Source organism: Pseudomonas endophytica (assembly GCF_001411475.1).
Taxonomy (GTDB): domain Bacteria; phylum Pseudomonadota; class Gammaproteobacteria; order Pseudomonadales; family Pseudomonadaceae; genus Aquipseudomonas; species Aquipseudomonas endophytica.
The window spans coordinates 22,146-45,857 of record NZ_LLWH01000165.1 but is presented as its reverse complement, the minus strand read 5'-3'; the positions used below and the strand labels follow the sequence as shown (position 1 = coordinate 45,857).

General features: G+C 56.0%; 21 protein-coding genes. 5 read left to right on the top strand and 16 right to left on the bottom strand.

The window, feature by feature from the left end; all coding sequences use genetic code 11:
- Window positions 1–66: 66 nt before the first annotated feature.
- The 6 genes from AQS70_RS11775 to AQS70_RS11750 all read right to left on the bottom strand — a co-directional run bounded on the left by AQS70_RS11775 (window position 67) and on the right by AQS70_RS11750 (window position 7,791).
- Entirely contained in the window at window positions 67–1,359 is a 1,293-nt protein-coding gene (locus AQS70_RS11775; RefSeq protein ID WP_055102948.1) for a c-type cytochrome, read from the bottom strand.
- 10 nt (window positions 1,360–1,369) lie between these two features.
- Window positions 1,370–3,142, bottom strand: a complete 1,773-nt coding sequence (locus AQS70_RS11770; RefSeq protein WP_055102947.1) for a GMC family oxidoreductase — start codon at window positions 3,140–3,142, stop codon at window positions 1,370–1,372.
- A gap of 55 nt (window positions 3,143–3,197) precedes the next feature.
- Complete coding sequence (locus AQS70_RS11765) at window positions 3,198–3,923, bottom strand: gluconate 2-dehydrogenase subunit 3 family protein (RefSeq protein WP_055102946.1); 726 nt, start codon at window positions 3,921–3,923, stop codon at window positions 3,198–3,200.
- A 202-nt stretch (window positions 3,924–4,125) separates the two neighbouring features.
- Window positions 4,126–5,013 (bottom strand): LacI family DNA-binding transcriptional regulator, encoded by an 888-nt coding sequence (locus AQS70_RS11760; protein ID WP_055102945.1) that lies wholly within the window; start codon window positions 5,011–5,013, stop codon window positions 4,126–4,128.
- A gap of 199 nt (window positions 5,014–5,212) precedes the next feature.
- Complete coding sequence (gene dctA, locus AQS70_RS11755; RefSeq protein ID WP_055102944.1) at window positions 5,213–6,520, bottom strand: C4-dicarboxylate transporter DctA; 1,308 nt, start codon at window positions 6,518–6,520, stop codon at window positions 5,213–5,215.
- A 101-nt stretch (window positions 6,521–6,621) separates the two neighbouring features.
- The gene (locus AQS70_RS11750) at window positions 6,622–7,791 is read right to left on the bottom strand and encodes a mandelate racemase/muconate lactonizing enzyme family protein (protein WP_055102943.1); all 1,170 of its coding nucleotides are present in this window, start codon (window positions 7,789–7,791) and stop codon (window positions 6,622–6,624) included.
- Window positions 7,792–7,890: 99 nt separating this feature from the next.
- Here AQS70_RS11750 and AQS70_RS11745 point away from each other — a divergent pair, with 99 nt between their 5' ends.
- On the top strand, window positions 7,891–8,760 hold the full coding sequence (locus AQS70_RS11745) for a LysR family transcriptional regulator (RefSeq protein ID WP_055102942.1): 870 nt from the start codon (window positions 7,891–7,893) through the stop codon (window positions 8,758–8,760).
- A 186-nt stretch (window positions 8,761–8,946) separates the two neighbouring features.
- Here AQS70_RS11745 and AQS70_RS11740 read toward each other — a convergent pair whose 3' ends face one another.
- The 4 genes from AQS70_RS11740 to AQS70_RS11725 form a co-directional block, all read right to left on the bottom strand.
- Window positions 8,947–10,227: a TRAP transporter large permease gene (locus AQS70_RS11740; protein ID WP_055102941.1), complete on the bottom strand. Its 1,281-nt coding sequence runs from the start codon at window positions 10,225–10,227 to the stop codon at window positions 8,947–8,949.
- Complete coding sequence (locus tag AQS70_RS11735) at window positions 10,228–10,845, bottom strand: TRAP transporter small permease subunit (RefSeq protein WP_055102940.1); 618 nt, start codon at window positions 10,843–10,845, stop codon at window positions 10,228–10,230.
- 62 nt (window positions 10,846–10,907) lie between these two features.
- Complete coding sequence (locus tag AQS70_RS11730; RefSeq protein WP_082428092.1) at window positions 10,908–11,963, bottom strand: TRAP transporter substrate-binding protein; 1,056 nt, start codon at window positions 11,961–11,963, stop codon at window positions 10,908–10,910.
- A 74-nt stretch (window positions 11,964–12,037) separates the two neighbouring features.
- Entirely contained in the window at window positions 12,038–12,709 is a 672-nt protein-coding gene (locus tag AQS70_RS11725) for an RraA family protein (protein WP_055102939.1), read from the bottom strand.
- 112 nt (window positions 12,710–12,821) lie between these two features.
- Here AQS70_RS11725 and AQS70_RS11720 point away from each other — a divergent pair, with 112 nt between their 5' ends.
- Entirely contained in the window at window positions 12,822–13,721 is a 900-nt protein-coding gene (locus AQS70_RS11720) for a LysR family transcriptional regulator (protein ID WP_055102938.1), read from the top strand.
- 86 nt (window positions 13,722–13,807) lie between these two features.
- Here AQS70_RS11720 and AQS70_RS11715 read toward each other — a convergent pair whose 3' ends face one another.
- The 5 genes from AQS70_RS11715 to AQS70_RS11695 form a co-directional block, all read right to left on the bottom strand.
- Window positions 13,808–14,605 (bottom strand): HpcH/HpaI aldolase family protein, encoded by a 798-nt coding sequence (locus AQS70_RS11715; protein WP_055102937.1) that lies wholly within the window; start codon window positions 14,603–14,605, stop codon window positions 13,808–13,810.
- A 38-nt stretch (window positions 14,606–14,643) separates the two neighbouring features.
- Entirely contained in the window at window positions 14,644–15,447 is an 804-nt protein-coding gene (locus AQS70_RS11710; RefSeq protein ID WP_055102936.1) for a carbon-nitrogen hydrolase family protein, read from the bottom strand.
- 68 nt (window positions 15,448–15,515) lie between these two features.
- Window positions 15,516–16,514: a TRAP transporter substrate-binding protein gene (locus AQS70_RS11705; protein WP_055102935.1), complete on the bottom strand. Its 999-nt coding sequence runs from the start codon at window positions 16,512–16,514 to the stop codon at window positions 15,516–15,518.
- A 26-nt stretch (window positions 16,515–16,540) separates the two neighbouring features.
- Window positions 16,541–17,824, bottom strand: a complete 1,284-nt coding sequence (locus tag AQS70_RS11700) for a TRAP transporter large permease subunit (protein ID WP_055102934.1) — start codon at window positions 17,822–17,824, stop codon at window positions 16,541–16,543.
- A complete protein-coding gene (locus tag AQS70_RS11695) occupies window positions 17,824–18,330 on the bottom strand; it encodes a TRAP transporter small permease (protein WP_055102933.1) in 507 nt (168 codons plus the stop codon). The genes AQS70_RS11700 and AQS70_RS11695 overlap by 1 nt, the downstream gene beginning before the upstream one ends.
- 633 nt (window positions 18,331–18,963) lie before the next feature.
- Between AQS70_RS11695 and AQS70_RS11690 the strand changes: the two genes are divergently transcribed.
- Complete coding sequence (locus AQS70_RS11690; protein WP_055102932.1) at window positions 18,964–19,383, top strand: RidA family protein; 420 nt, start codon at window positions 18,964–18,966, stop codon at window positions 19,381–19,383.
- 41 nt (window positions 19,384–19,424) lie between these two features.
- Here the strand turns inward: AQS70_RS11690 and AQS70_RS11685 are convergent, their stop codons facing one another.
- Window positions 19,425–20,621 (bottom strand): MFS transporter, encoded by a 1,197-nt coding sequence (locus AQS70_RS11685; protein WP_055102931.1) that lies wholly within the window; start codon window positions 20,619–20,621, stop codon window positions 19,425–19,427.
- Between the two features lie 374 nt (window positions 20,622–20,995).
- Here AQS70_RS11685 and AQS70_RS11680 point away from each other — a divergent pair, with 374 nt between their 5' ends.
- Window positions 20,996–21,451 carry a (2Fe-2S)-binding protein gene (locus AQS70_RS11680; RefSeq protein WP_055102930.1) on the top strand — a complete coding sequence of 152 codons (456 nt, stop codon included), beginning with the start codon at window positions 20,996–20,998 and terminating at the stop codon, window positions 21,449–21,451.
- Complete coding sequence (locus AQS70_RS11675; protein WP_055102929.1) at window positions 21,451–23,703, top strand: xanthine dehydrogenase family protein molybdopterin-binding subunit; 2,253 nt, start codon at window positions 21,451–21,453, stop codon at window positions 23,701–23,703. The genes AQS70_RS11680 and AQS70_RS11675 overlap by 1 nt, the downstream gene beginning before the upstream one ends.
- The last annotated feature ends 9 nt before the right edge of the window (window positions 23,704–23,712 follow it).

The following is a 23,712-nucleotide window of genomic DNA, read 5'->3' as shown; positions in this document are numbered from 1 at the left end:
GGAGCGCTCCGCCAGACCTCAACGGCTAGCCAGTACCGCGTTTTTAAGCGCGGCTGACGGCCTCATTCAGTGCCCAAGCCAAGGCTTGGCACCCACTTCGGCACGTGCTGCCTTGACCTGTTCAGCCGTTACTTTTGCAGCGCTGTTACCCCAGCTATTGCGAATGTAGGTCTGCACCGCAGCAATGTCTTCATCGGCCAGCTTCCAATCGAAACGCGGCATGCCTGCGCCGGTTGGGTTACCTGCCGTGAGCGGCGCATCGGCTCCCATCAGCACCACGTTGAGCAGGCTGGCCGGATCCTTGGCGTTAACCTGCGCATTGCCGCGTAACTCGGGAATCATGCGTCGCACACCCGCACCACTGGACACGTGGCACGCCTCGCACTGGCTCTCGAACACGCGCTTGCCTTGAATCATCTGCGGGTCGCTGGCAGCCACCGCAACCGGCACTTCGGCCTTGCCCGATGGCAGGGTTTTCAAGTACGCGGTGATCGCTTGCAAGTCTTGATCATTCATATGCTGGGTGGAGTTCTCCACCGCCTCAAGCATTGGGCCGGAAGCGACCGACTGACGACTGCTGCCGGTCTTGAGGTAGCTTATGACGTCCTCGTCACTCCACTTGCCAAGCCCGGTATGCGGGTTGGAGGTGAGATCGGGAGCGTGCCAGCCCTGTAATGTACCGCCTTGCAACGCCTCGGCAACGTCACCGCCCAGTAGGTTTTTCGCGGTATGGCAGGCTGCGCAGTGCCCAGGGCCGTTGACCAGATAGTCACCGCGTGCGACCTGTGGCGGGGTGCCCGATGTGGCAATGAACGGTTCATCTTTGAAAAACAACAGATTCCAGCCCGCCAGCAGCATGCGCTGGTTGAACGGGAATGGCAGTTCGTTCTCCACGACCTTGTGTTTAACCGGAGCAAGGGTGCTGATGTAGGCATATAAATCAGCCACATCTTGGTCGCTCATCTTGGTGTAAGCGGTATAAGGCATGGCGGGGTATAGATAGCCGTGAGTACCGATGCCATGGCGTACCGCCTTGTCAAATTGATCCAGGCTCCAGCCGCCAATTCCCGTCTCGGTGTCTTGGGTGATGTTGGACGCTTTGATCGTGCCAAAAGGCGTTTGCAGCGCGTAGCCCCCGGCATACGGTTGACCGCCAGGCACGGTATGGCACGCGACACAATCGCTGGTGATCGCAACGTACTGGCCGCGCTTGACTTGGGCCGGGTCGGCGCTATCCACCTTGGCGCTGATCGACGCAAAGTTTTTGTGCTGGCCGTACTCGGCAAAGGCAATAAAGCCCACGCCACCCACTACCGCGCAGGCAATGACGGCAGCCGCAACTGTCTTTAACGTGCTCATTGCGATCTCCTTATCGTGTCAGCAAGCCAGGCTGGCGGATGTAGTCATTGATGATGGCTTTGGCCGTCCACAGCGTTAGGGCGCTGAGTGTGCCGGTAGGGTTGTAGCCACCGTTGTTGGGGTATGACGAGGCACCGCAGACGAACAGATTGTGGACGTCCCAGCATTGCTGGTAGCGGTTGAGTACCGAGGTGGCGGGATCAAGGCCCATCACCGCACCGCCAATGGTGTGCGAGCTGTCGTAGCCGCGCATGGGCGAGTTAGCTTGGTCTGGGAAGGACACTGTTTCCCAGGATTTCGCGCCGCTCTGTTGGCAGATGTCTTCGATTTTGCCTTTGACGAAGGTCGACATACGCCGGTCGTTGTCGTTGTAGTCGAACGTCATGCGCAGTAAGGGCTGACCGTTACTGTCCTTGTAAGTCGGATCGAGTGAGAGGTACGCGTCAACGTGCGAGTAGGAGGTGCCTTGACCTTGGATCTTGGCGTAGTTTTGGTAGCTCTGCTGGAAGGCTTTTTTCCACTGCGAGCCCCAGAGTTTGGTTCCGGTTGGCACGCGGTCGGTCATGCTGATGGGCGTGCCTTGGTCGGAGAGCGCCTGAATACCCGCGCCACCAATAAAACCAAGCCCGGTGTGATCGAAATTGTCGCCGTTGAAGTCATCGATCTGAGTTGATAGCGCACCGGTGGAAATGAACGGGTTCATCTGCTCATTTTGGTAATACAGGAACCCGTAGGACATGGTCTGGTAGTTGTAACCGCGGCCAACGGTGCCGGTACGCGTTGCCGGGTCATACGGCGTGCCGATTTGCGAGAGCAACAGCAGGCGCACGTTGTCCAGTTGATAAGCAGAGAAGACCACGATGTCAGCAGGCTGGAAGCCCACATTACCGTCTGAGTCCTTGAACGTGACCCCGGTCACTGTCTTACCGTCCGGTGCTTTCTCTGCTTTGAGGACGGTGCATTCTGTGAGCAGGGTAAAGTTTTTGCGCATCACCAAGGCTGGGATCACGCAGGCATTGGGCGAGGATTTAGACCAGTTGCCGCAGCCGTAGAACCCACAGAATCCGCAGTAAGTACACGGCGCCAAGTTGATGCCCAACGGGTTGGTATAAGGCGCACCAAGGGTACCTGCCGGAATAGGGAAGGGGTGCAGGCCCATCTTTTCGGTGGTCTCGCGGAATTTTTCATTCCAATGCGAGCGTGCCATGGCCGGTGTCGGGTATTCATCGGTGCGCGAGCCTTCGAAGGGGTTGCCACCTGCTTGTGCTTGACCGTTGATGACCCCAGCCTTGCCTGCGATCCCGGCAATTTTTTCCCAGCGGTCGTAATGCGCCTCTAGATCGTCATAGGTCACGCCCCAATCCTGAACGATCAGACCATCAGCGAGCGGCATGTTGTGATAACGCTCTTTGACCCGTGTGGCCATGATGAAATCTGAGGGGTTGAAGCGCCAAGCATTGGCCGCCCAGTGTTTGCCTGCGCCACCCACACTGAAGCCCATCTGCCAGATATTAAAATCTCGGCCCGGCAATGCGGTCTGGCGAGGGTTGTTGCGAAAAGTCAGGGTTTCTACGCTAGGTGGCTTTAGCGCTTCGCGGCGGGCCCCGTAACGCAGTTCGTCGGCAGCAATGCTGGGCGGGTAGTTTTTATTGGCTTCTTCCCAGACGCCACGCTCTATGGCTACCGTATTGAGCCCTGCGCGGGTGAGTTCCTCGGCCATTAAAGAGCCAGCCCACCCTAGGCCGACGATGACGACATCGGCTTTTGGTCGTGTATAGGTCATGTTTACTTCCAAATCAGGCTACGCCTTGGCGGCGTTTAGTTTTTTTAGTGACAGGTTAAAAGCGACCGATGATGCTCACCGGTGTGATCTCAAGCTTTTGCCCGCGCTGCTCGACGTAGTCGCGGTAGTCATAACGCGAGCCGGGGAAGCCGATCATTTTCCAGCCGACCATGTCTTTATTGCCGCCGTAGAGCGGGTCTGCGAAGAAGCCTTCTTGAACGTTGGCAAGCATTTGCTTGAACAGCACTTGTGAGGGCACGGAGGCTAATGCCACATGGCCAGCTTCCATGTGTTCGAGCAGGGTGTCTTGTTGATCGGCGCTCAATGCTTCGAACGGAGCGTTCAACTCACGCTGGCAGTAGTCGTCCAACTCCGCCAAGCCTTTGCGGTACAGATCGGCTGGGCCGTCGAGTGACTGATCGCCTTGCGACACAGTGCCTTTTTGTTCCGGGCCGGTTAGGTAGCGCCACGTGCCTTTGCCATAGTCACCGGCCAATTGGTGGTCGACGAACACCACACAGCCCGCCTCGGAGGCGCTCATGCTCAAGTCATCGGCGGGGATCAAGCGATCAAAGATGGCCTTGATCTGGGCAAATTCCTTGTCGGTGAGAAACATCCGTTGGCTGGCGTCTACCGGTACAGGCGGCAGGGTTTCCTTGGCATGCCAGCGGTTGCCTCCGTTGAATACGCGCAACGCGGCCCCAGCCGGTCGATACACCGCGGCCAAGGCGCTGGTTGCCACCAGCACCAAGCCCGCTTTAAGAACACTCCGCCTTTTCATCTCAATTTCCTTGGTCCAATTGATCCAGCCTGTGCCAAAAGTGGCGCTGAAATGTGCAATGGAAGCGCTTCCATTGGTGTTGCAAAAAAAACAGCTCGCTCAAACGTCCAGGGGAGAGGAGCCGCTGAGGTCACTGACGGGGCGGATGGTAGATGTGGCGTTTTGCCGCGTCAAATGAATACGTATGTTGTAAGCCCAGTGGTTAATCGGCGCTGCGCTTGGGGGCCGCCGATGAGCGCCTGAGGATTAGCTCCACTGGCATCACCTTGCGCGTCGACTCGGTGTTAGGGTTGTTGATCAACGTCACTAGGGCTGCCACGGCGGTCCGCGCTTGTTGATCGGTGTCTTGACGCAAGGTGGACAAGGAAAACACTTCACTGGCCGCGGCGGGGACATCGTCGAAGCCAACCACCGATACGTCTTCAGGCACCGACAGGCCCATGCCCTTGAGCCTGTCCATAACCCCCAGCGCAATAAAGTCGTTGGAGGCGAAGATTGCGGTGGGTGCCGGGCCTTCGGCAAACAACAGGTCGACCCCGCGTCGACCTGATGCTGCATCGTGGCTGCCCCTAAAGAAGCGCGGTTTAAGACCGGCCTCACGCATGGTTTTGCAATACACCTGAGTGCGCTGGCGTGCCGAGGCTTCGCTGCCGCCGCCCAAATGCGCGATGTGTCGATGCCCAAGGTTGATCAGATGCGTGATGGCCATGCGCACGGCAGTCTCGTCGTCCACGGCAATCGTCGTCACTCGCGGGTGGTTGATACGTTTGCTGCCGATGTACACGGCCCGCAATGACACCACTGGGTCGAAGCCCGCCGCGCTCAAATGCTGATCGACTGCTTGCGCCAACTGAATATGAAAAGGGTTATTGGGGTCGCCAATGACCAGCCCGACAATCGAGGAGCGTGCGGACACCAAGCTGCGTGCGGCCAAGTTGGGCTTGTAATCCAACTGCGCGGCCACAGCTTGTATGCGCTCTAAGGTTTGAGGCAACACCCCAGGCTTACCACTTAACGCTCGTGACACTTGGGCGCGGGACAGTCCTGCGGCCTTGGCCACATCGTCGAGAGTTGCATAGCGTTTGGTCATGGTGAGGAGTCTTTTCGGCCGGAGCGGGTCACTCATGCAAAGCGTTCAAAGCAGGTAGACGTCATGCGACTCTGCATCAAAGGGTTTTGCGATTACGGAGCCCGCATTGTCGCTGGGTCGGCAGCGCTATACAACGGCAAAGGGGGCTGCGGTAATACGCAGCCCCCGCAGGGTCAGTGTCGGCAGGATCGTTCAGACGTTATTTTTGCGCCAGTAATGCCTTCCTTTGTGCCTTTTCGTGCTTCATGGCAGCGATTTCCCGTTCGCACGCTTGAACATCGAATGAGTTGTCCCACTTGGCAATGGCGATGGTGCCTATACCATTGCCAATCAGGTTTGTCACGGCCCGCGCTTCGTTGAGAAAACGGTCGATGCCCAACAGCAATACCAGACCCACCAGCGGTATTGAGTGGATGGTGGTCAACGTCGCCGCCAGCGTTACAAACCCCGCACCCGCTACGCCAGCCGAGCCCTTGGAGGTCAGCAGGAATACGCCCAACAGAATCATTTGATCCATAAAGGTCAGCGGTGTATTGGTCGCTTGGGCGATAAAAATAGCCGCCATGGTGAGGTAGATGCAGGTGCCGTCTGCATTAAAGGTGTACCCCGTGGGCAAGACCATGCCCACCACCGATTTTTTGCAGCCGAGCTTTTCAAGCTTCACCATCATGCGTGGCAACACCGCTTCGGTCGAGCAAGTGCCCAGGGTGATTAAAATTTCATCCTTGAAGTAGCGTAGAAAATGCATCAGTGGCATGCCCGACCAACGCGCCACGGCCCCCAGCACCACCACAATGAAAATCAAGGTGGTGATATAGAGCGCAATCAGCAACTGGCCGAGTGACAGTAAGGTGCCGATCCCGTATTTGCCGATGGTAAAGGCCATGCCAGCACCAGCACCAATCGGAGCCAAGCGCATCACCATTGCCACGATCTTGAACAGACCCTGAAGGAACAAGTCGATGGTGTTGATCAGTGGTTTGCTGGTTTCGCCCATTTGAACCAGTGCAACACCCATCAGCACCGACAGCAGAATGACCTGGAGCATGACGCCATTGGAAAAGGCACCAACGAAGGTGTGAGGGATGATGTTAAGAAAGAAATCAATGGTGCCGCCTTGTTCCGTGGCTGCTTGGCTGTACTTGTTGATAGCACTGGCATCCAGCGCGCTGGGGTTAATATTCATACCCTCGCCAGGCTTGACGACATTGACCACGATCAGGCCGACAACCAGGGCGATGGTTGAGAGAATCTCAAAGTAAATCAGCGCTTTTACACCAATGCGTCCGACCTCTTTAATGCTGCCCATTTTCGCGATACCGACCACCACCGTCCCGAAAATAATGGGTGCCAAGAGCATCTTGATCAGCTTGATAAAGCCATCGGCGAAAGGTTGGAGCTTAGCGCCTATATCCGGCATGAAATAACCGATGGCGGCACCCATCACGATGCCGATCAGCACTTGCACATACAGCTGGCTATACCAGCGGGACTTCGAAATTTCCACGGGAGCACCTCATATTATTGTTGTGATGGGCATGTGGGAGGCGTCAGTGGTGCACGCCTGTATCTGCGGCCCCATTGATAGCGGCCGCAGATCGAAGCTGATCAGCCTTCGCCCAGCTCACGCATAACGGCGTACAAAGCGGACTTGGCTTCAAAGCCCACCCCAGGAATGTTCGGCAGACCGACATAGCCATTTTCGACGTGGATACCGTCCGCAAAGCCGCCAAACGGCTGGAACACATCGGGGTACGATTCGTTGCCGCCCAAGTGCAGACCCGCCGCGATATTCAGGGACATCTGGTGGCCGCCGTGCGGCACGACGCGGCGTGAGGACCAGCCCATTTCTTCCATCACCTTGAGCGTGCGCATGTACTCCACCAGTCCGTAAGACAGTGCGCAATCAAACTGAAGGTAGTCACGATCAGGACGCATGCCGCCGTGGCGCAGAAGGTTGCGCGCGTCCTGATGCGAGAACAGGTTTTCTCCGGTCGCCATGGGCAGTTCATAGTGGTTGGCAAGTTCGGCTTGCAGCGCGTAGTCCAGCGGGTCGCCCACTTCTTCGTACCAGAAGAGGTTGTACTTTTTAATAGCTTCGGCGTAAGCAATACCGGTCTTGAGATCGAAACGACCATTGGCGTCCACCGCCAACCGACGACCATCACCGACCACCTCAAGCACGGCTTCGATACGGCGAATGTCTTCGTCCAGAGGTACCGCGCCAATCTTCATCTTGACCACGTCGTAGCCACGGTCCAAATAGCTCTGCATTTCGGCTTTAAGTTTGGTTTGATCTTTGCCGGGGTAGTAATAGCCGCCTGCTGCGTAGACCCAGACTTTGTCATCCGCCACGCCGCCGCGATAGCGATCGGCCAGCAGACGATACAGCGGTTTGCCTTCGATCTTGGCCACGGCGTCCCACACCGCCATGTCGAGGGTACCGACGGCGACCGAGCGCTCACCGTGCCCGCCTGGCTTTTCGTTGGTCATCAGGGTTTTCCAGATGGCGAACGGGTCTAAGTTGTTGTTCTCATGGTCGATGAGAGTGTCGGGATCCGCTTCGCTGACACGCGCCAAAAAGCGATCACGCATCAGCGCGCCTTGGCCGTAACGGCCGTTTGAATTGAAGCCATAACCAATCACTGGCTTGCCATCACGAATTACATCGGTGACGACCGCCACCACCGAGCAGGTCATTTTCGAGAAGTCGATGTAGGCGTTGGCAATCGGGGAGGCAATGGAAACGGTTTTTTCACGGATATCGACGATGCGCATGACGGGTCCCTCTTGTTGTGTGTGAGGGCACGTTATGCTTTGCCCGATGACTCGCCCAATGCTATTAATGCCGCACCCTATGCACAGGAGGCATGGCCTTTGGAACTGGTTTGGTTAGAAGACCTGTCGGCGCTTGCCGAATACGGCAGTTTTGTACGGGCGGCAGAGGCGCGACATGTGACGCAGCCAGCCTTTAGCCGCAGAGTCCGTTCACTGGAAAATTGGATGGGAGTCGAGTTATTTGTGCGCACCCCTCAAGGCGCCACGCTGACTGAGGCAGGCCGGCAGATATTACCCAGCGCCCAAGAGGCTGCCAGGCAGCTCTACAGAATGCGCAATGAAGCCCAAGAAGTCGCCGGAATCGCTGCCAGATCGCTGCAATTTGCCGCCACTCACTCGCTGTCGTTTACCTTTTTCCCTAAGTGGCTGCGTAGCTCGGAAAACGGTGCGCCTATTGAATCTGTGCAACTGCACTCAGGCAGCATGGCGGTCTGTGAGCAGATGCTGATTCATGGCCAAATTCAATTTTTGCTGTGTCACCGTCATCCCGATGTGCCGCCGCTATTGGCACCCGATCAGTTCATTAGCAAGCCGGTGGGCGAAGATGTGTTGGTGCCGCTTGCCAGTGCTCACACACCGTTCGGCACCTCGGCTGCGGCATTGCCTTACTTGGCGTATACCCATGAATCAGGGTTGGGTCGCATCGTCGCCCATAGGTTGCGCGGCAAGGAGGATTACCTTCACCTCAAACCCTTGTTTAGCAGCCACCTTGCAGCGGTGCTGATGTCCATGGCGCTGGAGAGCAAAGGCGTGGCGTGGTTGCCCAAAAGCCTGACCGAGCAAGAAATCCTCGACGGGCGCTTAGTCAGAGCCCTCGATGAAAGCTGGGATATCCCGCTGGAAATTCACCTAACCCGCCCTAAAACAACACTGAGTCAATCAGCCGAAGCGTTTTGGAGTCGGGCGTGAAGCGCGATTACCAACGCCAAGACGTGCCCGCGCACTGAGTACAGCACGCCACTTTTACTGGAGATATTCATGTCAATGCAGCCAACGAGCGCCCCGTACCTTCTAACCTTAGACCGGTGTGAACATCTGGCGGAGCGCTCTGCCAGGCCTTTGCTTTTCACGCACGGATCTTGTGAGCTGCGGGACTCAGGCCAATGTTGGAAGCCAAAGTGCGATCTGGGGAAACACGATCAAGAGAGCGATCAACAGCAGTAATACTGCGCAAAAAGGCAACGCTCCGTAGACCACATCGAGGAAATTACCTTTGTTGCGGATGCTCTGCACCACGAACAGGTTCATCCCAAATGGTGGGGTGATTTGGCCCATTTCGCACAAGACGATAAGGATCACGCCAAACCACAAAGGATCAAAGCCCAGTGCGACGATGACCGGTACTACCAATGGCGCGGTGGTGATTAACATGGCCAAGGTGTCCATAAAGCAGCCCAGAACGATGTAGAACACAATGATTGCCAGCAACGTGCCCATGGGCGACATGTTGAGTTCGGTGACAAAACTCACAAGGGTTGAGGTCAATCCGATGGACGACAACACGAAATTCAGAAAGAACGCCGACAAGGTAATAAACAGAATCATCCCGGTGGTGCGCAGGGTCGATTCAAACGCTTGGCCCAAGCTTTGCCAAGTAAATGCACGACGCCACAGGCCCAAGCCGAATGCAGCTATCACGCCTAATGCCGCCGACTCACTGGCCGTCGCGAAGCCGCTGTAAATCGCCCCGACTACCAAGGTAAAAATCGCCAAGGGCGGCAACAGGTCGGGAAGACTGGCCCGTCGCTCAGCCCACGTGCAATGCTCCTTTTTGCCGCCCAGTTCGGGACGGATCAAGCAGGTGAGGACAATCATTGCCACGAACATGAAACTCAGCAGAATCCCAGGAATGGTCGCCGCCAAGTACAGCTTAGGGACGGACAGGTTGGCGATCAGGGCGAATAGAATCATATTGATCGACGGTGGAATCAAAATGCCCAACGTGCCACCCGCGGCTATCGAACCGAGAAACATCGGGGCCGGGTAGCCCTTGCGTTCCTGCTCCGGCAGGGCAAGGGTCGAGATGGTGGCGGCGGTCGCGACACTGGAACCGCTGGTGGCCGAAAACAACGCGCTGGCGCCAACATTGGCGTTCATCAAGCCTCCGGGTAGCCACGACAACCACTTCGCGACGGCACCATACATGCGCCCGGCCACGCCTGAACAGACCAGCAGTTCACCCATCAGGATGTACAGCGGAATAGCGACCAACAGAAATTCGGCGCTTGTGCTCCAGGCGATTTCGCCCATGGCGCTGCTCAGGGGCAGCGTCGAAAAAAACGCTGACAGTGACATACCCAGTAACCCGACGCTGACTGCAGCAGCAACGCTCAGACCCAGCAGAGCCAACAAAGTAAAAAGAGTAAAGGCCAGCATCTAGCGCTCTCCAGTGTCTGACGAAGTCTTGAAGCCCGGTGCTGGGCGGTAGGTTTCCTCTTGAATGTCCTCTTCGACGGAGTTGATCCCGATGAGCGCGCTGATCGACGCCCACTGCCGCTGACGCAAACGGCTCAAGCTGGTGCAGGTCAACACCACAAGGGTCACGGCAAAAAAAACATAGCCTGCAAACCACAAAGACTGTGGCAGCCACTGCGGGATCTGTAGTGGCGACGTTGAAACTGATCGGTACTCGATGGAGTTCCACAGCACGCCGCCCGTGTGGAACAGCAAGGTGAAGACGAATATGGCCATACAGGCCAAGGCCAGCAAGTCCAGCGCGATCCGTCTTTTGGGCGACAGGCGCGAGTAGAGAATATCCACCCGAATGTGTGAGCGCTTTAACAAGGCGATGGGAAATGCCCAGGCACTGACGATGGCGAGGACATAACCGGCGATCTCATCGGCACCGCCCATGGATACGCCGAGCGTCTTGCGCAGGATCAAGTCAATGCTAATCATCAATGCGCTGCCCATTAGCGCAATACCGCCTAACCAGGCACTGAGCCGGGCAACCGTGTTTACAAGCCTGATAGCAGAAGATTCAGCCGATTTCATTGAAGCGTTCTCCGCGAGCGGTATGAGTTCAACATGCAATGCGTTCGGTTCGACGAAACCTGTCAGGGGGTTTGCAGGTTTACACCCAAAGCCGCGCCAGCGGTGGCGTTCCAACGCTCGACGCAGTGCGCACCGCAACGTTCTCCCCAGCGGTTGGCGATGCTGAGCACAGCCTGCTGTAGCGCTTGTCGCTCGGCGGTTGTCGGGGTGTGAACTTGCATCTGTGCGGGGTGATGAATCTGGCAGTCAGGAGTCCCAATATTGCAGGCTAGGGCAAAGCGATTTTCTTTCGCAGTTTCTTCCCAAGCTCGGTCTTCCAGTACACGCGAGTGCTCTTCGAGTAGCCGTTGAACCGGCTCCGGGAAGGCCTGCCAACGTTTGAGGCCGATGGCATAAAAACCGATCGACCAGTCAACTGGCAGGTTGTAGAGATGGTTGGCGACGTCGTACCACCGCGCTGCATTGCCTGAGCCAATGCCGGTGACGGCGCAGTCAATCACGCCAGTTTGCATGGCGGTGATGACTTCGGCGAACGGCAACGTCATGGGCGAGCCACCCAGTGCCTTGACCATGTCCGACATATTGCGCCCACGTACGCGAATCTTGCGGCCTTTCAGGTCTTCTAGCGACGACACTGGCGAGCGACAAAAGAACACCTGTGCGGTATAGGGGATGGTCGCTAAAAGCTTTATGCCATGGTGCTCAGCCATGCGTTGCGACAGCACCGGTTTGAATGCGCTCGAGACACGATGGGCAGTGTCGATATCTGCCGCCATGCCGGGTAGATCGATACCTTCGAAGAAGGGGTCGTCACCAGCGACAAAAGCGAACACTCCCATACCTATTTCCACTGCCCCAGAGCGTATCAAACGCACCATCTCGGGGCCTTTTAGGCCACTCTCTGAAAGACCTCTGACACGGGCAGTCAGCATTCCACCCGAACTGTCAGGCAGTGTGCTGTTCCAGAACGGCAGTTCTACCGAACGGTAGGTGTAGTTATGGCTGCCACCGCCAATCACATTGAAGTGCATGGGGGGCACGCTCTCTGCCAAGGCAACGCAGGTGAGCAGGCCACTGAGCGTGGCAAGGGTCCAGCGTCCAAACTGATGAGGTTTCATGGTAGTCCTTTAGTTTTTTTATGAGGGGCTACATGGCAGAAACGAAAGAGCGTGATGATCGGGTAGTTTTGTGGTCAAGTGCGGTCTTGAATGGCCGCGTCAATGATGGATCTGGAGCCTACGACATCGGGGAATTTCTCGCCGTTTGCCAAGCGCGCCAAGGTGATTTTTTCATTTTCCTGATATTCGATTGCGCGTTGAGCCAAAGCGAGCAGTTGCTCGGATGGCAAGATCACAATGCCGTTTTCATCGGCGACCACGGCATCACCGGGGTGAACCACCACACCGCCGCAATTGATCGTCGTACAAAACTCGCCTTCTTCACCCTTGACCCTAGTGGTAATCGCGCTGGCGCCCCAGGACCAGATAGGTACTGCATGCTCTCGCAACTCGCCCAAGTCAGTGACAAAACCATCAATGATGATCCCGGCGATGCCTGCCTGCTTGGCCGCGTAGGCCATTGCGCCGCCCATGGCCGCGGTGACCTGTTCTGCGCAGCGGTCCACTACTAGGAAATCCCCGGGCCTGGCGCAACCCATGGCGTAGTGCAGGATGCCGCCGTCAGCACCGGGCATTCTTACGGTAATGGCAGTACCCACCGCCCGAACATCTTGGAAGTGGGCTTTAATTCGCGTACTTAAAATACCCTTAGTGATGAAATGTCCAAGGGTTGCTGGCTCGGCAGCAATAAGCACTGAAAGTGCTTCGTTGGCGACTTGCTGCGGTAACGCTTCAATAATATACATGCTTGGCTTTTCTTGTTTTGGATGAATGTCTGATAGATTGAGCGCATCCTAACAAGCAGGATTATGGCGCGATAATAAAAATCAACGAGACCAGCCCGGGACAATTTTTATCATGCGAATTACTCTAATGCAGATTGAGGCATTCTATTGGACTGCCCGATTAGGGGGCGTGCACGCCGCGTCTCGACATCTTCATCTAACCCAACCTGCCATCTCTTCACGTATTCGAGAGATGGAGTCTTTATTAAGCGTGAAACTGTTTGATCGCAGCAAACAGAGGATGGTCATTACCGCCGATGGTTTGATCGCTCTGCAACATGCAGAGTTGGCGCTTAATAACAGCGTTAAGCTGGAGCAGTTTGCGGCCAAGCAAAAACACAATCGCAGGCTGCGCCTTGGCGCTGATGAGTGTTCGGCGATGGTCGGGTTGACGGCGGTCATTGCCGAGTTCAAAGCGCACTTTCCGGAAATCATCCTTGAAATCACTATTGATGTCGGAGCAGTGCTGAATCAGAAACTCAACGATCACGAGCTGGACTTGGCGCTTCTAACCAATCCAACCACTAAAGATGAAGTGACTGATATCTTTCTAGGGTGGATGACTTTCCAATGGGTGGCCGCTGCGCACTTAGACATTGAAAGCGACGCTTTCCTACCGGAACATGCTTACGCTCATCCGATCGTGACTCATTCCGCGCCTTCGACGTTGTATTCGGTAGTAGAGCGCTGGTTGAAAGAGGGGGGGAATGTGTCGGCGGCATTTCATTCCAGTAACTCCCTAGCGTTTATCGCCAAGATGATAGCTTCCGGTTACGCGATCGGTATTCTGCCGGTGCCACTGATTCGGGATATGTTGGCGGTGGATTTACTGAAAATATTACCCTGTACGCCTCCCATTGAATCGGCGAAGTTTTGTTTGTGTTATGTAACGGAGCGGCCTGATGTGCAACTTGATGAGTTAGTGGCACTCACCCGCGCAACTTTGTTGCGTCAGAACTTTTTAGTGAACTAACGGCTGACAGACAGTGCACTAAAGGCCGAAGAAATACTTCGGCCTTTAGTCGCGTGTGGGTACTTATAGACTTACGGCAAGGGTTGTCAGGTCTGTACTAACTTTTGAATCTCGGCTATTTGTTGTCCGGCCCTGTTCAGCCATGAGAGATCGCTGCCCATCAACAACATGTCGCCGCCTAGTTTCAAAAGTGTATCGCACGTTTCGGCGTCTGCCGGAAAGCAGGGCACCATGACCTGAATTGATCGCTGATGACATTTTTCAATCAATAACGCGAGACGATCCTGAACTTCCGGATTACTCAGTCGATAGTCCACCGGCAAATGCCGTGACAGCGAGTAATCGGCTGGCCCGAAATGCACAGCATCAATGCCTTCGACATCGAGAATTTCATCAATGTTGTCGAAGAACTCAAAGCTTTCAGCCATGGGCACTATCACGCTACGGGCATTTTCTGTCTGGGTGTACTGGGTCCAGTCAAATCCCGGACCTGCGAAGTTCGCTGAGCGAACCGAGCTGTCACCGCCGCGGCGCCCCAACGGTGGGAATTTGCTACAGCGGATGATCTCGCGCATCTGCGCGGCGTTATGCACTTGCGGCACGATGACCCCCGAGGCCCCCATTTCCAGGGCTTTACGAATATCCCATTCAAGGGTCCCACGCACGCGCACTAAGCTATGGATGCCAGCGTGATTGGCCGCCAGTATCAACTTCTCCATATCTCTATCGACGCCCAGCGCAGTGTGTTCTGCGTCGATAAAAACAAAGTCCAGCCCCCAGTTGCCCGCGACTTCAATGGCCATACACGAGGTGCTGTAGATGTTCATCCCGAATGTCGGTCCAGCGGCCATTGAGTGTTTCAGTGAGGCGTTTTTTGTGTGCATTGCAATTACCTGACCCTGCGTTATCTGTGATGGGGGCTTCAGAGGCGATACGTTTCTGGTAGCCGGTCGCGGAAGGGGTGAATCTCGAACACGCCGGGATCGCGGATCAACGACTTGTCACGTGCTTTAGCCAGGTCGATATCGACGCTGAAAATGCCGTCGTCCTCGCCAGCGCGGATCAGGGTCTTGCCCGAGGGTTCGATGATGTGGCTCATGCCGATAAACTGCATGCCACCGTCCATGTCATTACGGTTTGGCGCGACGAAGTAGACGATATTTTCAGCCGCACGTACGGTGCTGAAAATATCCGGGAGCATGCGCGCCTGTTCAGGCCAAGCGGCAGGCAGGATTACAATATCGGCCCCCTCCAGCGCCAAGGAACGAATGACTTCAGGGAAGCGGATTTCGTAGCAGATTGCCAAGCCGATTCGGCCGATATCGGTATCGAAGACTGGCGGCGCCCATTCCTCAGGACGGTCGGTGAAGCGGTCACCGATCATAAAGGGCAAGTGACGTTTGCGATGCAGCCCAATAATGCCTTTTGGGCCGATAAGCGCGGCCGTGTTGAAGATCGACTTGGCGTGCTTCTCGTAGAAACCAACGACCAGGTGGATCCCGGTTTCCGCACTCACCTCCAGCAAGGGAGCGAGGGCGTCTAGCGTGATTGCGCCTTTTTCCAGCTCCTCACGGCTGTCGAAAGCACCGCCGGTTAACAGGCACTCGGCAAAGGCGATCAGGCGCGATCCTTTCTCTGCAGCCTGGCGGGACAAGGCCGCGACGTTCTCAATAGTTTGTACAGGATTACCTGCAACCGGATGTATTTGTGCGACGGAAATTTTCATGGATGTGCTTCCTTGTGATTGATAGACAGACGACGCTCAGCTCAGGGCCGAGCGTGTGGCGACTGTCGTTACTCCTGGCGGTAACCCACGGCCTCGTAGACTTTTTTCACCAGTTCGGGATTGATTTGTGCCGCGTATTTGTCAACCACGGGGCTAACCTTTTGCTGAATGCGCACAAGCTCTTCTGCGGGGATTTCGTTGACTTTCATGCCTGAGCTTTCAAGATCGGCAATCGCCTTAGAGTCAGCGGCTCGTGAAATCTGCCGCTGTTCAATCCGCACTTCCTGCGCGACTTCAGTCAACAGTGCTTTCTCGTCTTCGTTCAACGTGTCCCAGAACGACTTACCGATCAGGACAATCTGCGGGTTGTAGTTGTGACGAGTAAGGCTCAGGTATTTCTGCACTTCATTGAACTTTGACGCGAGGATCAGGGCCGCAGGGTTTTCCTGGCCGTCCACAGTGTGGGTTTCGAGTGCGGTGTGTACTTCAGTAAACGGTAGAGGTGTTGGGTTAGCTCCAAGTGCTGACCACACTTCGAGGAACAGGGGCGATTGTTGGGCTCGAATCTTTAAACCGGCAAAGTCTTCCAGCGTCTGTACTGGGCGCACGTTGTTAGTCAAGTTACGTTCGCCCAGCTCCCAGAACGCCAGACCGACCAGTTTCTTCTCAGGTAACTGGTCGGTCAGCATCTTGCCGACGTCACCATCGAGCATGGCGTCGACCTTGGCGGTGTCGGTATAGATGAAGGGGAAATCAAGAATGCCGAAGTCAGTCACGTGATTGAGCATCAGACCCGCGTTCCAGGTCATCATTTCCACCACACCACCCTGCAACGAGGAGAGCACTTGCACGTCGCCACCCAGCACTCCGTTGGGGAAGGTGCGAACTTTAATTTTGCCACCGCTGCGTTCGTTAACCTTTTTAGCGAACAGCTCCATGCCGATTGCGGGGGGTGTGCCTTTGGGGCTGGTTGCCGCGAACTTGATAGTGCGGGCATTGTAGTCAGCGGCGAAGCTCATGCTGCTGGCCAGCAGCAGTGCAATCATCGCGCTCAGGTGTTTGTTCATGGTTATTCCTTTTTTTGTTTGTTGTTTTAGTGGGCGAACCATTGCGCCGGTACGGTGACCAGTTCGGGAAATATCACCAGTAGGAAAAGCACAATAATTTCGGCGATCAGGAACGGAAAGGTACCTTTGAGCAAGGCTTCGTAACGCATCTTGCCGATACCACACACCACGTTCAGCACCGTGCCCACGGGCGGCGTTATCAAGCCGATGGAGCAATTGATCATGAACAGCACGCCGAAGTAGATCGGGTCGATATTAGCCGCGGTGACCACAGGGACTAGGATCGGTGCCAGCAGCAATACCGTGGGTGTCAGGTCCATGACCATGGAGATCACTAAAATCAGCAGCATCAACACGACGATCAGTAATTTCGGGTTGTCCATCACTGGCTGAATCAGGTCGATGATTTGTCCCGGAATGTCAGCAATGGTGATCATCCAGGCCGGGATCGACGCCGCTGCCACCAGAAACATGACGGCAGCGGTAGTTTTACCTGCGCGCAGTAGCAGCTCACCGAGTGATTTGAGGCTGAGTTCGCGGTAGATCAGCGCTGATACCAGTAGCGCATACACGCTCGCCACTGCTCCGGCTTCGGTGGGCGTCACCACGCCAAAGCGCAGGCCCGCGACGATAATGACCGGCAGCAATAGTGCCCAGATGCTGTCGACGAATGCCTTCCAGCGAACCTTGGCAGAAACCTTTGGACTGAGTTGCACATCATTATCGCGGCGTGACACCAACCACCAAGCGATGACTAGGGCCATGGCAATCATCAACCCGGGGGCGATGCCGGCCATGAACAATTTGGTAATCGATAGGCCCGAAGCAACCCCTAGAACCACAAACCCAATACTGGGAGGAATGATCGAGCCCAGAACCGATACCGAGGCGATCAGGCCGCCGGATCGATCACGGTTGTAGCCTGCGATGACCATCATCGGCAGCAGCAGTGCCGTTAGCGATGCGGCGTCAGCCAAGGCTGAACCTGACAGGCTGGAAAGCAATACGCCAGCGACGATGGTGACGTAGCCCAAGCCGCCGCGCAGATGACCGACCAAGGAAATGGCTAGGTTAATGATGCGCTTGGAGAGGCCGCCGCTGTTCATGACCTCCCCAGCGATGATGAACAGGGGAATAGCAAGCAGCGGAAAGCTACCTGCCGAGTTAATGATGTTTTGCGCGATGATCTGACCATCGAACAGGCCGAGTAACCACATCAGGGCTACGCCGCACAGAATCAACGCGTAGGCGATAGGCACGCCCACCAAAATGGCGGCCATCAACACGCCGACAAATACGCTCAGGGCCATTATTTAAGTACCCCGTGTGCGCTGGAAGACAGCGTTACACCCGCCGGTGTGACCAAGTGTTTAAACAGTTGAGCGCACAATAAAACGCTGCTCGAAATCGAAAACACTAAGCCGGCGCCATAGAAAAAGCCCATTGATATACCGGTGGAAGGTGCCCCGACATGCAGGTTGATCAATGTCTGTTTCCAACTCCCCTGAAGAAGCAACCCGGTGGCGAACAACATGAGCAGGTAGGTGAGGGTCAAGAGGTGTTTGGCGAGTTTGGGCGATGCGCGACTGGTCAGAATATCTACACCGATATGACCGTGCTCATGGAGCATGAGCTGAGACCCGGAGAAGACCAGCCAGACAAATGCCAGTCTGGAGATCTCCTCACTGAAGAACAGGCCCGAATTAAAGCCGTAGCGCAACACCACGTTAGTGAATATCAGCACCGTGATGCACACCAAGCATGCAACGATCAGTATTTTGAGTGTCAGAAAATATAGTCTGAGGAGTTCTTTCATGATGTATGCACCCGATGCAGATAAGCGAGAGGGGATACGTGAGGTTTTGCCGCAAGAACGCGGTTGATCCGATAGGAGCGCGCTGCAAGAAGATGCAAACGGAGCATAGGTAAGACCACCTTTTTATTATTAGTTATACGTCGTCGTATAACCTGAATAGAGTCTTAATTCTTGCCCGCCCGATGTCAACGATATTAGCGCTGCAACCTGAGTCAATCTTCTTATCAATCAGATAAGAGTTAGTAATCAACTCACGTGAGTTGAATTTATAAGTCTAAAGTTACAGCTGTTAAAGTCTGTTAAAAGAGTCTTTTTTATATGTTGTCGTACGACATGAGCTTGTTCTCAACGACATTAATAGGAGGCAATACAGTAGCTCTTATGGGCATTAAGCATTTATTCTGCCGAACCTATTCTATGCAGGTAACTGAGCCAAAGAACCTGCACGTGCGTTAAAGCGGCTCGGCGGTGTTAATGTGCGCGCACATGGCAACTCATATCGACGCCCTCAATCACTTTGGCCTCGACGCCAGTACCTGGAACGGCTGTCATTGGCTTGGTGAATTTAGAATTTTGTCCCAAAAGCGTTGCCCGTCCACTGAATACAGGACGCTACATTTACAGGAGATTTTCATGTCAAAGCACCCGACCACGCTGACCTTGTCTAACCCTGCGGGGCTTTACGATCCTAGCCCCAACGGTTACTCCCATGTAGCACAGGTCGCCGCTGGAGCACGGCTGGTATTTATTGCCGGTCAAGGCGGGGAAACTGCCGATGGCCAGCTGTCTGCGGACTTTGCCGAGCAGGTTCGCCAAGCGCTGTCCAATTTGCAGGTGGCCCTGCATTCAGTCGGCGCCGAGGTCAGCCAAGTGGCCAAACTGACGGTATTGATCGTTGATCACAGCCAAGCGCGGCTTGGGATTTTTGGGGCGCAACTGCAAGCGCTATGGGGTGACTCACCGACACCGGCCTGTACCCTAATACCCGTGCCGCGTTTGGCCCTGGATGGCATGTTGTTTGAAATCGAGGCCATCGCTGCGTTGCCTGCTTAATGCAAAACGACCCGCGTTATTAAGTCTCGGCTATGACCCCTTCAGGCTGTCGCACGCGACTCAGGCCGGTGAGCTTGAGTTGCACTGCGACCTGCTAACAAAGCGAGTGCAGCCCCCGCAACCAACACGGCTGCGCTCAGTTCGAAGGTCGCTTTATAGCCGCTCAAGTCAAATGCCAAGCCGCCAACGATTGCCCCGCCTGCGATGGCCAGTTGGACAATGGCCACCAGTAAACCGCCACCGGCTTCAGCATCATCGGGCAGGGTTTTTGCCATCCACGTCCACCACCCCACCGGAGCCGCCGTCGCAACCAGCCCCCACAGCCCAAGCAGTACGGCGGTTAACAGCGTCGATGAGCCGAAGTTGACCAGAGCCAGCGCGATGGCCGCCATTATCAAAGGGATAACGGTTAGCGTGAGGTAGAGGCCATTTTTGATAAACCGTTCGATCAGAAACGTCCCGACAAAACCTGCAAGCCCCAAGCCCAGCAGCATCAGTGACAGGGTTGAAACGCTGACACCAGTAACGGCTTCAAGAAATGGGCGCAGGTAAGTGAATAGCATGAACTGCCCCATAAAAAAGGCGCTGACAGCGATCATTCCTAGCGCGACAGGCAAGCGCTTGATGAGCTGTAAAGCGTTGCCACTGCCAGAAGAGCGTTCATCTTTAAAGGACGGCATGCTGATCAGCAGCCATACCGCCGCAAGCGCTGCGACGGGCACTACGCACATAAATGCCCCACGCCAGCCAATCAGCGAGCCCAGAAAACTGCCAGCTGGGGCTGCGATAACAGTTGCCAGCGCGTTACCGCCATTGACGATGGCCAGCGCTCTGGAAACTTGATGAGGCGGCACCAGGCGCATGGCGGTCGCTGCGGACAATGACCAGAAACCACCGATAGCGATACCGATCAAGGCACGCCCAAACATGAAGGAAGGGTAGCCTGGGGCGAGGGCGACGACGGTGCCTGACACGATCATCAGCGCAGTTAAAGACAGCAGCAGCTTTTTGCGCTCCACGCGAACGGCGATCTTTGCAATCAATAGGCTGGTGATCAGCGCGAAGGCACCGGACACGGAAATGCCTTGGCCTGCCTGACCTTCGGTGATGTGCAGTTCGGCTGCGATGGGGGTCAGTAAACTGACCGGCATGAATTCTGATGCGACCAAAGCGAATGCGGCCAACGACATGGCCAGTACGGCGCTCCAGCCATTTTTTTGAGTTGAACGAGAGGTCATAGACACTACCTGTCTTGCGTAAACGTAAGGATGGGACACCCGGCAAGAGAGCCGCAGGGCTTAACAAGGTTGTGGCTTTTTGGGCGACCTGAACTAAGCCGTGGCTTTAGGTTCTCTTGTTACAGTTCGACACATTCTGCGGGTCGGTCTGCCTCTGCTCTAGTTCATTGCGCTGGAATACTTGCCTATTCCTATGAACCTGCAGGGAGGTGGATAGAAAACCCCTGCTCAACGGACTAAAGTCCGATGAGCACGTGCGCGCTGCGCGACAGCGCCGTCAGCTAAGCCACACAACACGCTTCGCCGGTGATTCGCCTCGCTGCGTCCCACTGTTAATAACAATGCACATCGACCGATGATTTAGCAGGTGAACCATGGAACTAAGAATTAACCAGAAGACCTATCAGGTCGATGCCGACGCTGATACGCCCTTGCTGTGGGTCATCCGCGATGACTTGGGCATGACCGGCACCAAGTACGGCTGCGGGCTGGCGCAATGTGGCGCCTGCTCAGTGCTGGTGGACGGCCATGTGGTGCGCGCGTGCGTGACCCCAGTGGCAGGTGTCGTCGGTCGAGAGGTCACTACCATCGAGGCCATTGAGGCCGATGACGTGGGTAAACGGGTCGTAGCCGCGTGGATCGACAAGCAAGTTGCCCAGTGTGGTTATTGCCAGTCTGGGCAGGTCATGGCTGCCACCGCGCTGCTTAAGCACAACCCGACACCCAGTGATGCACAGATCGAGGCCGCGATGATCAATCTGTGTCGCTGCGGCACTTACAATGCGATCCATGCCGCCGTTCATGAGCTGGCTGGCAAGGGAGACGCGTGATGAAAGTGCGTATTGATCCTGCCTCTGAGGCCTCTGCGTTTACGCTGAGTGACCCGATTAATGTCTCCCGTCGGCGTTTTCTAACCGGCACCGCTGTGGGTGCCTTGGTACTCGGTTTCGGGCTCCCGCTTGGGTCTACCCGGGTGCAGGCGGCAACGGCCTCTGGCCCAGCCGAACTCGGCACCCAAGTACCCGCGTTTCTTGAGATCCGCCCTGACAACCGCGTGCGCTTGTTGTGCCCATTTATGGAAGGTGGGCAGGGCACCTTCACTGCCATGGCGCAGATTGTCGGTGAAGAACTGGACGCCGACCCAGACACCTTCTTGGTCGAAGCCGCGCCGCCGGGTGAAGCTTATGTGGTGTTGCCCAATGGGATGCGCATCACCGGTGGCAGTATGTCGGTGCGCATGGGGTATCCGGTGATGCGCCGCCTTGGCGCCCTTGCCCGCGCCATGCTGCTGCAAGCAGGCGCGCAAAAGCTTGGGGTGCCGGTGAGCGAATTGACCACCGAACCCGGCCGGGTGGTGCATGCCGCGTCGGGCCGTTCGGTAGCCTATGGTGAGTTGGCCGAGCATGCACTAGATCTGCCGGTACCCGATCCAGCCAGCGTTAAGCTCCGGGACCCGAGCCAGTTCCGTTGGATCGGCAAGCCGGTTAAACGCTTGGACGCCTATGACAAATCCACTGGCAAGGCGCTCTACTGCATTGATCTGAAGGTCGATGACATGCTGCACGCCGCCGTCCAGCATGCCCCGCGCTTGGGCATGACCGTGGGCAATCTGCGCAACGAAGATCAGGTGAAGGCCATGAAGGGCGTGCATTCTGTGCATCGCCTTCCCGGCGCAGTTGCTGTCGTCGCAGAACGCTGGTGGCACGCAAAACGTGCGGTCGAGGCGATTCAAGTTGACTGGCAAGAGCCTGGCCCGGAGAGCAACGTGCGGATAATGCCCGCAGATTTTTCCAGCGATGCCTATTTCAAGCGACTGGCCGCTGAAAAAGGACCGGTGCGCGATGATGAAAATGAGGGCGACGTCGCCGCGAGTCTGGCTGATGCCAAAAACCGTGTCGACGCCACGTATCACAACCAGTACCTGAACCACGGTCAACTGGAGCCGCCATCCGCATTGGCGCGTTTCAACCCGGACGGTTCTCTTGATATCTGGCTACCTAATCAGGCGCCTGATATGTACCGTGCTGATATTGCCAAACGTACGGGCCTTGACCCGTCGCAAATTAACCTGCACTCGCCATTGCTGGGTGGGTTCTTTGGTCGGCACTTTCTCTATGACTCCGCCAGCCCTTATCCGCAGGCCATCACGCTGGCCAAAGCGGTTGGGCGCCCGGTCAAAATGATCTGGAGCCGTGAAGAGGAGTTTCTGCGGGATGTGCTTCGCCCTGTGGCGTCGGTTAACTTTCGCGGTGCGCTGGATAATGACGGCTGGCCTGTGGCAATCGAGGCGATCAGTGCTACTGAAGGCCCCACTGAGGCCATCGCGGGCAAACAGGGTGAAAAGCTCGACCCTACTGCACTTGAGGGGCTGACCGGCAAGGCTTACGCTTTCCCTAATAAACGGATCGCCCAGATTTATGTGAAAGGCCCAGCCATGCTGGGGTATTGGCGTTCAGTGGGTAACTCGCTTAACGATTTTTTCTATGAGTCATTCCTTGACGAGTTGGCTGACAAGGGCGGCAAGGATCCGTTCGAGCTGCGCCTACACATGCTGCGAGATAACAAGCGTCTTACAACATTGTTGCAAGCAGTAGGTGACTTATCGGGAGGCTGGAAGCGTGGGCCGTTTACCGCAGAGGACGGAACGAAGCGGGCACGCGGCGTGGCGATGGCGTCGCCATTCGGCACGCAGACTGCGGTGATCGCCGAGGTGTCAATTGAGAACGGGCAGGTCAAGGTGCATGACATTTGGCAAGCCATTGACCCTGGCAGCATCGTCAACCCGGCGATTGTCGACGCTCAGGTCAATGGCGCGGTGGCGTTGGGTCTGTCTCAGACCTTGGTGGAGGAAGCGGTGTGGATAGATGGCAAACCCCGCGCCCGTAATTACGACTTGTACCCGATTCTGCCGCCTGCGCGGATGGCGAGGGTGCACGTGCGGATCGTCGAGAGCGGGGAAAAAATGGGCGGTATCGGTGAACCACCGCTGCCAGCTGTTGCGCCTGCCGTGGCGAATGCGGTGGCGGCGTTGACAGGCCAGCGGATTCGCAGCTTGCCCATGAGCCGTCATACCTTCACTTAATCAGCGCCG